The organism is Caballeronia sp. EK (genome assembly GCF_014384845.1).
Taxonomy (GTDB): Bacteria; Pseudomonadota; Gammaproteobacteria; order Burkholderiales; family Burkholderiaceae; genus Caballeronia; species Caballeronia jiangsuensis.
Window position 1 is genome coordinate 1 of the sequence record NZ_JACSUE010000025.1, and the last position, 11,957, is coordinate 11,957.

General features: G+C 58.0%; 7 protein-coding genes. 5 read left to right on the top strand and 2 right to left on the bottom strand.

The genetic code is table 11. The annotated features are described in order from the left end of the window. Nucleotides 1-106: 106 nt before the first annotated feature. Nucleotides 107-934 (bottom strand): CHAD domain-containing protein, encoded by an 828-nt coding sequence (locus IAG25_RS37735; RefSeq protein WP_187609395.1) that lies wholly within the window; start codon nucleotides 932-934, stop codon nucleotides 107-109. 2,687 nt (nucleotides 935-3,621) lie between these two features. Between IAG25_RS37735 and IAG25_RS37740 the strand changes: the two genes are divergently transcribed. The 3 genes from IAG25_RS37740 (at nucleotide 3,622) to IAG25_RS37745 (ending at nucleotide 6,300) form a co-directional block, all read left to right on the top strand. Continuing rightward, nucleotides 3,622-4,248, top strand: coding sequence for a TetR/AcrR family transcriptional regulator (locus IAG25_RS37740; RefSeq protein WP_187609396.1), 627 nt, complete (start codon nucleotides 3,622-3,624; stop codon nucleotides 4,246-4,248). A 587-nt stretch (nucleotides 4,249-4,835) separates the two neighbouring features. Continuing rightward, nucleotides 4,836-5,081 carry a hypothetical protein gene (locus tag IAG25_RS41260; protein WP_222946835.1) on the top strand — a complete coding sequence of 82 codons (246 nt, stop codon included), beginning with the start codon at nucleotides 4,836-4,838 and terminating at the stop codon, nucleotides 5,079-5,081. Between the two features lie 127 nt (nucleotides 5,082-5,208). After that, nucleotides 5,209-6,300, top strand: coding sequence for an AI-2E family transporter (locus IAG25_RS37745; protein WP_187609434.1), 1,092 nt, complete (start codon nucleotides 5,209-5,211; stop codon nucleotides 6,298-6,300). 137 nt (nucleotides 6,301-6,437) lie between these two features. Here the strand turns inward: IAG25_RS37745 and IAG25_RS37750 are convergent, their stop codons facing one another. Next, nucleotides 6,438-7,190 carry a TetR/AcrR family transcriptional regulator gene (locus IAG25_RS37750; protein WP_187609397.1) on the bottom strand — a complete coding sequence of 251 codons (753 nt, stop codon included), beginning with the start codon at nucleotides 7,188-7,190 and terminating at the stop codon, nucleotides 6,438-6,440. A gap of 417 nt (nucleotides 7,191-7,607) precedes the next feature. On the opposite strand from IAG25_RS37750, the gene IAG25_RS37755 reads away from it, so the two are divergent. Beyond that, nucleotides 7,608-8,786: an efflux RND transporter periplasmic adaptor subunit gene (locus tag IAG25_RS37755; protein ID WP_187609398.1), complete on the top strand. Its 1,179-nt coding sequence runs from the start codon at nucleotides 7,608-7,610 to the stop codon at nucleotides 8,784-8,786. Beyond that, nucleotides 8,783-11,956 carry an efflux RND transporter permease subunit gene (locus IAG25_RS37760; RefSeq protein WP_187609399.1) on the top strand — a complete coding sequence of 1,058 codons (3,174 nt, stop codon included), beginning with the start codon at nucleotides 8,783-8,785 and terminating at the stop codon, nucleotides 11,954-11,956. The genes IAG25_RS37755 and IAG25_RS37760 overlap by 4 nt, the downstream gene beginning before the upstream one ends. Nucleotide 11,957 lies beyond the last annotated feature (1 nt).

Sequence of the window (11,957 nt, forward strand, 5' to 3'; positions counted from 1 at the left end):
GTGTGGCCGAGAAGCTGCACGCAGCGGCAAGTTCACCACATCAAGATATCTAGCCGCTCCACCTGAGGCAATCCTGCGCCCAGGCGCGCACGCCTCTACACACGGCCTAGGCGAGCCGCTTACCCTTAAGGCGACGCTTCTGTTTCTTCTTGAGCAGCCGAAGTGCTGCATCAACGCTCGCTCCCTCGGGCAGCGAACCTTGATTTGCAGTAAGCAGGTCCCGGCTGGCAACAACGTCATTTAATCCACCGAAGCGCTTCTGCAGTTGCTTTAACTCCTTCAGACTCTTGCGCTGGCGCTTCTGCAAAAGCGGTTCGAAGAATTCGATGAGGTAGCGGACCTTCTTCCCTGCTTTGCGTACATTGTGATACGAGTTGTAATCCGAGCTGCCTACTTTCGAAGCATGCTGCATACGCTTCTTTAGTTGCTTTTGCGCCGCTGACACCCGCTTCCGCGCAAACTTGCTCAAAGGCGTGCGTTCAGATGAAGTGTTCAACTCACGATTCGCTTCGCGAATGGCCTCGCGCAGCAGTTTGCGTAGGTCCGTGTTCATCAGTGTCTGTCGACTCTTGTCAGCGGTGTCATCTCTATTTTGTTTGCATGCGCTTAATAGTTTTTCATCGCTCTTTTCCTCGACAAGACCAATCAAGATGTCCCAATCGCGTGTGTTTCCGGCCGCGCTCGCGAGAAATTTCAAGAGTGCACGCTGTTCGTTGTCGAACTCCTTATCAAGTATCGGTCGGTATGCCCACAACAGAGTTCGGAGCCGGCGCAACGCGACGCGTAACTTGTGTAGTTTCTCGGCATCGGCCGTGTCTTTGAGAGCCGAGGCTTCCTCGATGGCTTCGCTCACGAGCGGGTCAGCATACGTTGCGAAATTTGCTTCTGCGACTGATTCGCGCTGCACTGCGGGGTTAGTGTCGTCGGTCGTCACGGCAACGCTCCTTATCTTGGTGGTTTACTTTCTAGCTCTTCTAGCACGACGCTCAGGATCTAGCTATGCACGGGAACGTGGACGGCCTACCGGGGTTGAGCGATGACCGGCTCGAAATGGTCTTCCGACAAGGTAGAGAGGAACAGCGAGGCACACGCGAAGGAGCGGCCGCTTTGCGTGTTTGCACTGCCGGCGTGACGCGGTGACTGACATGATTGACGCGCGTTGTCGCTGCTCGCGGTCGCGAACTAGATGCCGACCGATGTGGAGCATGCAATTTTAGCCACCCGTCATTGCAAAGGACGTCGATCTACGTGCGGGCCGAGCGACAGCGCATGCGTGAGCCGCCGCGCACTATGCCGAGGATGAGGATGGCAGTGGCCTGACTCGGAGGTCGTAGCATTGATTCTTAGTAGCTTGCAGGCATAGGTGAAGGTACTGAACTGCAAGTGCGCCTGCTGGCTGTAGTGGGCGTAGAAGAAGTTGCAACCCAGTCTGCCCGCTCCTGTCAGCGGGTTTTTTTCATCTTAACAAAAGACCGCAACCGCACAGCTGACAGGCCCGAGGCCTAGGTCATTGAGAGATTGCCGAAACTAACCACGATTGTCGTCAAATTGAAGGTTCGCCCACTGCGCACGAGCGACTATCGAACCAACCTAAGGTGTGCCCGCGCTTTGGATGATACATCGATCACAATATGCTCTGGATAGAGACCAGTTTCATGGATTGCGTTCTCAACCTCTGAGGGGGAGGCAAACCAGGCGATGTCGCCCAACTCCTCGCCGCCCATCATGAGCCGTCCTGCCCACCTGCCGCTTCGCGCTTGATAGATTCGCAAGACGATGGGTTGATAAGATTGGTCCATGGCTCTTTGGCGTGATACCGGGAAAAGTTAAAGGTAGCCTATAGAGAGCCAACCGGATCCTAGGGACTTCCAGATGAGACGCCAGGAAGCAATGCCACCGGCAAGACCTGACTCTTGCAGGAATTCGTCTGGTAACCGTACAGCGACCGTTGCGGTACACGTTCCCGCTCCTTGTGGTCGGTAGCAAGCGCAGAACGGATGGCCAGCGAGCTCTTGGTACGGGTCTGAGAGCGAAGCGGCAACAACATGGCCCAACGGCGAGGAAGGAGGCGGACGTATTTGAAAAGTTCGTCCCAGAAGAACCTGAGCGTCCGCCGGGTCCCGACTCTGCTTTCCAGTGATGGAGCGCTCCCTAAAGAAGAAGGTGCCGCAAGCCTTCACAGCAGTCTGGCGCGCGAAGACTTGTCCACACATATTGTGCGCAAGCCTGTGGATATCCAATGCACAGGATACCCGCACTCTCGACTGGAAACGGCTGGCACCGTCTCATTGTCACGCGATGACCCTCGCCCGCCGTGATGCAAGCGATCCTGGAGGATCTCCAGATAAAAACGAGGCGACCGACCGAAGGCGCAGTCGAACGGGCGATTGCTGAAATTATTTAAGTGCGAGGAACATAAGAACCAAAACAACCTGGAAACGTCGGCTCGAGCAAGGATGTCCCTAATGGTGCCGCACGGTCTGTAGAGGACAGCATGACGTGTTTTATTCACGGATGTCCAGATGCCACCGTCCTCTAAGACTTTCATTCAAATGCTCGACCGCTGGGCGTTGCTGATGAACGAGATAAATCGGTATGAGCCCGAGAGCTACCCGGACCCGCTCTGCACAGACCTGCGCGCCTTTGTCCGCGGAGCCGAGCGGCTAACTAGTTTTGATCCGTTTGAGCGCGATCTCCTTCTCACGGCCAGAACCTTGGTCGAGCAGGGTGCCCTCAAGATAGCGATGTTCAAGTTACATGAAGTCCTTAGCGGGCGCCTTCCGTAGATGGTTAACTCCTTCGTAGCGTCTCCGCAACAACAATTCGACATTCAGCGGCGAATTACACCGAATGCGACATGCGGATCAAATGGCGTGTCAACCATGTCGGGACAGGGCAATTTCGCTCGACGTAGTCTGTCGGATCATGTGGTCGATCAACCGAGACGCACTTATAAGTACGGCACACTGATGAGCCTGTCGTTGAATCGCGGACTTACGGGGCTTGCTGAGAGCTTAACGAACCAGCCAACATCGTTGCGATGGTCGAGGCGTCGAAACCCTTCCCGATCGGACTCAACGTCCGTCTGCAGCAGATGGCTTCGCAGGTTGGCTCCTTCCTCGGTTTGCTGATCGCTACTGTTTTGCTCGGGATCTGCCTAGCTGGCACTGGGTGCTCGCCGTTCCCGGACTTGTGGTGACGTGCTTGCTGGCGTCCTGTGATTGTGATCCCGTTGCATCAACGCAGGCGCGCGCGGAACGTCCGATCTCAAGGTAGCCCGTGCTGTCTCAGCGCGTTGTGCTCGTCAACACCGCTCCAATGTGATGCTTCCTTCTACGCTCGCTGCAAGAGAGCCAGGTATTGGACGCTGCATCGAGCTTGCCACCTACGCAGTCGTCCCGCTCGCCAGATTTTCCAAATCTCCGTTCGGACAAGCGAGTCGTACACGTCGCAAAATCAATATTGATATTTACGCCATGATTGACATTTGCATCAACATGCGATTTAATCTCTGGAAACCGAGGCGCGACCGATCCCCGGAGAGAAACGTTTCACCCTCCGTACTGAGAGGTGCAGTAAGGAGGAGGTAGCAGCAAGTGTGTGTAATCGGTAACCGGTGCTATGAAGCGGAAACTCCTAACACGCGCGGAGCGCAAAGAGCGAACGCGAGAACGGCTGCTTGAGGCTGCCGAGACAATGTTCGTTCGTAAGGGATTGGCTGCAACGAGCGTGGACGACATCTCGGAGGAGGCCGGATACACGCGAGGTGCGTTCTACTCTAACTTTGACAGCAAGGCTGAAGTATTAATCGAGTTGTTGCGGCATGACGTTGAGCGGACCTGTACGAATATGCAGGCGATCATGAAGGAGGGCGGCACGTCCGATGAAATGAAGCAACGTGCCATTGCCTACTTCACCGATTCCCTCAGGCCCGATTCGTTCAGCCTTTGGGCAGAAGCTTCGCTTCTAGCATCGAGGGATGTCGCGTATCGAGTTGCCATCAATGCATTGCGAAACCAGAGACTAGCCGCTACGGGTGAGTACATTCGAAGCATACGGACAGCCGATCAAGCGAAATTGTCGCGCGGACAGGCAGAAACGCTGGCGCTTGGGATGACGAGTATTAGCGATGGCATTACATCCTTCAGAATGACTGCCGGGCAGAACATGAGCGACGAGGGCTTGATGACTGTTGCTGTTGCCTTTCTATCGTGGGTCATTGAGCATGACCCTGAATGCGGTGACTAAATGACTAAACGCCGACTGCAGAAACAGGGAGCGCCATTGAAACAGTTTGACCGCTGCAAAACGTGATATCCATGAACGAAGTAACGGCCGGCAAACCGCATTCTTTCGACCGGCATCCATTTTAATCCGGGTCGTAATGACCCGGTGCGGATCCGCGCGCAAACATGCAGGCCATGCCGAGGGAGGGGAGATGTGTAATGAAAGAAGCGATGCACCGGCTGGTGTCTTTGACGACGACAACGACACGACAGTCTCAATGTCAGGGCGATCAGAACGAGATCCTATCGATACTGTGCATCCTGCATCGGCATTCAAATGGGCCTGGTCACAACCCATCGATTCATATTACGGGATGGGCGCCACACCCCTTGTTCACGAGCAGTCTTTCTAGTTGCGCGAATTCGGCCGTTTAGACTATCGCCTAACGAGGGCTACGCCACTTAATATTGGTTAAGAAAGTGCGCGAGCATTCAGTTGGCTACCGGTGACCCACCTAGTCAGTCGACTTAAACGAAGAGGTCTTAGTTCTTCAAATTTAAGTTGACCGAGCGAATTGAGTGCTCGGCCATACGCTAGGAAACTCGCCTATGAGATACGCCGCGGATGCCTGGAGCGTGACCGTCGCAACGCTCGAAGATCTGTCGTCCGAGCGTCTTGGGAACGCTGCTACGGCGGCCACTACGAACGGTGCCATTGAGCTGCTCGGCGAGACGTTAGTAGAACTCGATCACTTGCTTGCGGCTAAGAGTGGGCTGGGTTGGAATTCCTCTGGGCGGTTCGCTGATTCATCCAAGCATCTCAAAGCCAATCAGGGGATGCGGAAGCGCATTTAGCATGCCTTCACGCCCCAATGGAAAGTTTCGCCGTTCGATGTCGTGGTTTGTCGCGCACTGGGATGGGAGTACACAGCCGTTGACCTCAGCATTCGAGAGCGAAGAAACGCAACTATCTAGCACCCGGATGAGAGTACCTTTGATTACCTACCATCGCCAGTCGATATTTTGGGGCGCCGTAGCCTTGTCGGGCGGTGTTTTGCTGTGGGCATTGCGTCCTGTTCTAACACCGTTTCTCCTCGGTGCAATCATCGCGTACGTTTTACAGCCGGGCGTGGAGTGGCTGGTTCGACACCGCATGGCCAGGGGCCTCGCCGCCCTGCTCATGATCTCTCTGATGGTAATGCTTATCGCGCTGTTCGCATTGTTGATATTTTCTGTCCTTCAAAAGGAAGGACCCGAGCTTGCGAGCCAGCTTCCTTTAATGATGCAGAAACTCGACGCCGTGCTGCGACCGCGGATGGCTTTCCTAGGGATTGACTACTCGGTCAATCCGGCGAATATCCGCGAGGCATTGACCGCACGTTTATCAGCAAGCGAGCAAGGCGCTTCCGCTTCGGCTTGGCAGTATCTACGCACAAGCGGTAGCCTGATGGTCAGGGTCGCGGGGAACGTGGTGCTCGTGCCTCTCGTGCTTTTCTACCTGCTCTACGACAGGCATGAGGCGTTCGAGCGCATAGAGAGCTTTGTGCCGCGACGCTGGCTCACGAAAACACGGGATTTCACTGCTGAGATCGATCAGATGATGTCGCAGTATCTGCGCGGGCAACTGCTCGTCGTCGGAATACTCGCGCTGTTTTATCCCCTTGCGCTAAAGATCGCGGGGTTGGACGTCGCACTACCCGTCGGTCTTCTTACGGGGCTTGCCGTGTTCATCCCTTACATCGGGTTTGCGACCGCGCTGGCATTGGCGCTTCTGGCTGCGTTTCTGCAATTCGGAAACTGGTATGGGTTCGGAACGGTGATTGTCGTGTATGGAGTCGGTCAAATCTTGGAGAGCGTCGTTCTTACGCCCAGGCTCGTCGGTGAGCGCATCGGCCTGCATCCGCTTGCCGTCATCTTCTCGTTACTTGCTTTTGGCGAGCTGTTTGGCTTCTTTGGCGTTCTGCTCGCATTGCCTGCCAGCGCGGTGTTCGCTTCTGCTTTGCGGGAACTGCGACGCCGTTATCTGATGAGCGCATTTTACCGGACCCGAACATACGAAGATCAGGGACGGTAGCGCAGAAATTCTGCAATGGCCCGGGCGACGCTATTCCCCGGCAAAGCGCTCACCATCGAGATCGACGGGGGGAGCCGCATCCGCTTCACAGCCAACGCAAACATCGCGGCACGCTTTGTGGCTCGCGCCGCATCTACTCACGCGGTCGCCTCCCGGTGTGATTGCGGCAAGGGACGCCGGGCGATCTTCTCCGCTTCGATACATGGAAGGCCGAACGCCTGCAAGACGATGGCCGCCGTACTCTCGGCGAATTTTTCCTGCCTGGATCGCAACACCTTTCTCGTGCGAACTGTGCGTGTGGAAGACGCAGAAGGGTAAAGCTCAGCGACTATTCCCGCGAGAATAGTCCCGATCACGGAAATCACGCAAATCAATACGTCTGCGACTATGAAGCGTCTTTCGGAAATCCCTCTTAAGGTATCTCGCAGCAGCCTTTGACCCAGCCCCATGCTTAACGCACACGTAGAGAGACCTTTGCGTATCAGCGGTTGTCCCCAAACCGGTTCGCGATAGGCGCGCAAAAGCGTATGGCGTACTGACATGGCGATCACTTCGGCAGGGTCAGACAACCCGCTTGCCAGATGATCTAGCGCGGTCGCGAATTCCTCGAATAGCCATTCAACGAGCGCGGTGAAAATGCCTTCCTTCGACTTGAAGTAGTTATAGAAAGACCCGAATCCCACGTCGGCGGCATTGGTGATGTCGTTGATCGTCACGCTTTCCATTCCTTTTTTTGCCACCAGTACGAACGCAGCGTCGAGCAACCGGATGCGAGTTTCGCGTTTGCGTCTGGCAAGGCGTGGCGACCCTGCCGGGATTACGGCAGGGCCTTGAGCCGGCGCCTCGGCTACCGGTCGGCGGCGCCTGCGGGCTATTGGCAAGTCGGACATGTTGCCTCCTAATTTTGTTAGATTTTAGATTTAAGCGTCATGGTTGACAAGAATATCATAAATGGGTCTAATGTCACCTATGCGGAGGATCTGCGGAACACAGGCGCCAGCAGGACTGAAAGTGGGCGGATGCGGCGCAAACGTCTTTGAGGCGCTGTAGACACTGGACCTCACGCGGAAACCGTCCAAAGAGCGCATGGACATCGGCAAACCCGCCGATCAGATGCCGCCGATCCCAGCGTTCCGCATGCGATCTCTCCCCCAACGCGGGGCTTCGCTGAGTTCGAGTTGTGGTAGCGAGTCAGCGACGCATCAGAGGCTTTCCTGTTTTCGTGCTGCTGGCGAGGCCTGCTCTCGCAGCCACGGCAACTCCCGTCAGCGCTGTTGGCATTTCTACCTGGACTCATCACCTGCCTTGTGAACATCGTGAAACTTTCCGGACCCGTCGCGCTAAAACGGGCGCGCTCTCTATTACCCGTCTTGTTCCGGTCGACGCACCGGTTACCCGTTGTCATCGCGGCGTGCAGCGCAATCCTTCTTTCGGCATGCCACCAGCGTGAAGCCGTCGTGGCGGAAGCCAAACCGGTTGTTGCCCTTGCGGTTCATCCGGATGCGAACAAGGCGAGCGCCTCGTTGCCAGCGCAAGTACAGGCCCGTTACTCCACACCCCTGTCGTTTCGCGTGGGCGGCAAAATCATCGAGCGACGAGTGCGGATCGGCGATTCGGTCAAGGCCGGGCAGACGGTTGCGTTACTTGATCCAACCGATCTGCGTAACAACCTTGCCAACGCAAGAGCGCAGCTGGATGCCGCAGAGCATCGGCTCGGCTTCGCCAAGCAGCAGCTTGACCGTGATCAGGCGCAGGCGCACGCGAACCTGATCGCCGCTGCGCAACAAGAGCAGACTCAGGATGCCTATGCGACGGCTCTAGCGCAGCGCGATTCGGCGCGAGCCCAGATGGCGCTCGCAATCGATCAACTGCGCTACGCGACGCTGACAGCTGACCATGACGGTGTAGTCACATCGGAGGATGCCGATACCGGACAGAACATGCAGGCCACGCAGGCGGTGTATCACGTTGATTGGACCGGCGACGTCGACATCGTCTGCGACGCGCCGGAAAGGGCATTGAACTCGTTGACGATCGGGGCCCGCGCGCGTGTCACATTGCCGGCGCTGCCTGGCAGAACGCTCGAAGCGCGGGTGCGTGAGGTGTCGCCCGCGGCCGATCCCGAAAGCCGCACATGGCGGGTGAGGTTGACGTTGGCTGCACCGAGTCCCGAAGTGCGTCTTGGCATGACGGCCAATATTGCGTTCGACGTGGCAGCCGATGGTGCTACGGGCGAGCCGTTCACACTGCCGGTGACTGCGCTCTTTCACAAGGACGAGAATCCGGCCGTCTGGGTCGTGCGTAACGGCAGCAATACGCTCGAGCTGCGCTCGGTCACGATCGAGCGATATGACGAGCGCACGGTCTCGGTGAGTTCGGGCCTGCATGACGGCGACCGGGTCATTCTGCAAGGCGTGCATGCCGTGAGTTCAGGGCAACAGGTGCAGGTGGTGCCCCCGCTTCATCAGGAAAACTTCCCGACATGAACGCGCGCGACCATGAAAGCGCGCGCGCAAGCGCGCCCGTGAATGCTTCTGATAATGCCACCGCTGGCGGAACCGGTTTCAATCTGTCTGCCTGGGCGTTGCGGCATCAGCAGCTTGTGATCTTTCTGATCGGTCTGATGACGCTCTTTGGTGTGATCGGTTATACCCAGCTAGCACAATCGGAAGATCCGCCGTTCACCTTTCGGACGATGGTGATCAAGACCTACTGGCCAGGTGCGACCTCCCGCGATGTGCAGGAACAGATCACGGACCGGATCGGCCGCCAACTGCAGGCGGCGCCCTATGTGGACAACATCAAGAGCTACTCGCGCCCGGGCGAGTCGATGATCTTCTTCGCGATGAAGGACTCGGCGCCTGTCAAGGAAGTCCCCGAAACCTGGTATCAGGTTCGAAAGAAGGTGGGCGACATCCGGGCAACGCTTCCGAAAGGCGCGGTGGGGCCATTCTTTAACGACGAGTTCGGCGACGTCTACACGAACATCTACGCGCTCGAAGGCGACGGCTTTGCGCCCGCGCAACTGCATGACTATGCAGACAAGCTGCGTACCGTCCTGCTGCGCGTGCCTGGTGTGGCAAAGGTTGAATACTTCGGCGATCCCGATCAGCACATCTTTGTCGAGATTTCGAATGCTCAGCTGACGCGACTGTCGATCACGCCGCAGCAGCTCGCCCAGGCCATCGATGCACAGAACACGGTTGCACCCGTGGGCACCATCACGACGGCGGATGACCGTGTGTTTGTGCGGCCGACCGGCGCGTTCAAGGACGAACGAGCGCTCGCGGACATGTTAATCACGGTCAACAAGCGTGCGTTCCGCCTCGGCGACATCGCGACGATCAAACGTGGTTACGACGATCCGCCCGTCACGCAGATGCGCGTGGGCGGTCAGGCGGTACTCGGCATTGGTGTGACGATGCAAAAGGGCGGCGACGTAATCGATCTCGGCAAGGCACTCGACGCGAGGACGGTCGAATTGCAGGCCTCGTTGCCGGCGGGTCTGAAACTCGCGCCCGTCTCGAGCATGCCGCACGCGGTCAAGCATTCGGTAGACGACTTCGTCGAGGCGGTTGGCGAAGCAGTGGCGATCGTGCTGGTTGTCAGCCTCATTTCGCTGGGGCTGCGAACGGGCATGGTCGTCGTCATCACGATCCCGATCGTCCTGGCCGTGACGGCGCTATGCATGCACTTGCTCGGCATCGGATTGGACAAGGTGTCGCTTGGCACGCTCGTGCTCGCATTGGGGCTGCTCGTCGACGACGCGATCATTGCCGTCGAAATGATGGCCGTGAAGCTCGAGCAGGGTTGGAGCCGCGTGCGTGCGGCGGCCTTCGCGTACACGAGTACGGCATTCCCGATGCTGACCGGCACGCTTGTGACCGTCTCTGGCTTCCTCCCGATCGCGCTCGCGAAATCGAGCACGGGCGAGTACACGCGCTCGATCTTCGAAGTGTCGGCCATTTCGCTCGTCGTCTCGTGGTTCGCAGCCGTCGTGCTGGTGCCGTTGCTGGGGTTTCACCTGCTCCCGGAGCGCAAGGATCATGCAAGCGGTGGCCACGACCATGAACACGACGTCTACAACACAGGCTTCTATCGGCGCCTGTCGGGCTGGGTCGCGTCGTGTATTGACCGACGCTGGCTCGTGCTCGGGGTCACCGCCGTGCTCTTCGTCATCGCTATGGGAGCGTTCACGCGGGTCCCGCAGCAATTCTTCCCGAACTCCGAGCGCCCGGAACTGCTCGTCGACCTCAGGCTGCCGGAAGGTGCTTCGTTCGAGGCGACATTACGTGAATCAAAGCGTTTCGAGAAAATTCTCGATGGTAAGCCCGGGATCGACCACTTCGTCGACTTCGTCGGCACGGGCGCGCCGCGCTTCTATCTCCCGCTCGACCAGCAGCTTCAGCAGCCTAATTTCGCGCAGTTCATCGTCACGGCCAAAGACGTGGAGACGCGCGAGGCGTTGATGCACTGGCTCGACGCGAAACTGGAAAAGGACTTTTCTGGCGTGCGCACACGCGTCGCGCGCCTTGAAAACGGGCCGCCTGTGGGTTTCCCGATTAAGTTCCGCGTGAGCGGCGATGATATCGCAACGGTGCGCTCGCTCGCGGACACCGTTGCGCAGAAGGTCCGTGCCGACTCACGGACGCGCAACGTCCAGTTCGACTGGGACGAGCCAGCCGAGCGGTCAGTCTCGTTCGAGATCGATCAGAACAGGGCCCGCCAGCTTGGCGTCACATCGGAGGACGTGTCCAGCTTCCTCGCCATGACGTTGTCCGGCTATACGGTTACGCAGTATCGCGAGCGCGACAAGCTCATCAATGTTGACCTACGTGCGCCCAAGAGCGAGCGCGTCGACCCCGCGAAGCTGACGAGCCTCGCCATCCCGACACCGAACGGCGCGGTGCCGCTCGGCTCGCTCGGGCACGTGCGCAACACGTTGGAATACGGCGTGATCTGGGAGCGCGATCGCCAGCCGACCATCACCGTGCAGGCGGACGTGCGCGGCGACGCACAGGGCATCGACGTCACGCGCGACATCGAACACGCACTTACCGCTGTGCGCTCGAAGCTGCCTGTTGGATATCGGATCGAGGTGGGCGGTGCCGTCGAAGAGAGCGTGAAGGGCCAGACGTCGATCAACGCGGAAATGCCGCTGATGATCATTGCCGTGCTGACGCTGCTGATGATCCAGCTGAAGAACTTTGCGCGCACGTTTATCGTCGTGCTGACGGCGCCGCTGGGGCTTATCGGGGTGGTGGCTGCACTGCTGCTATTTGGTAAACCGTTTGGGTTTGTTGCGCTGCTCGGTGTGATTGCAATGTTCGGCATCATCATGCGCAACTCCGTGATTCTGGTCGACCAGATCGATCAGGACATCGCGGCGGGGCACGCGCGCTACGACGCCATTATTGGCGCAACGGTGCGACGCTTCAGGCCCATCATGCTGACGGCCGCCGCTGCCGTGCTCGCGCTGATCCCGCTGCTTCGCTCGGGCTTCTTTGGACCCATGGCGACTGCACTGATGGGTGGCATCACCATCGCCACAATGCTGACGGTGTTCTTTTTGCCAGCGCTCTACGCGACGTGCTTCAGGGTGCGTTGTGACGAGCGCAGTGCGCAACCGGTCGTCGTCGAGCATACGGAGGTTTGAC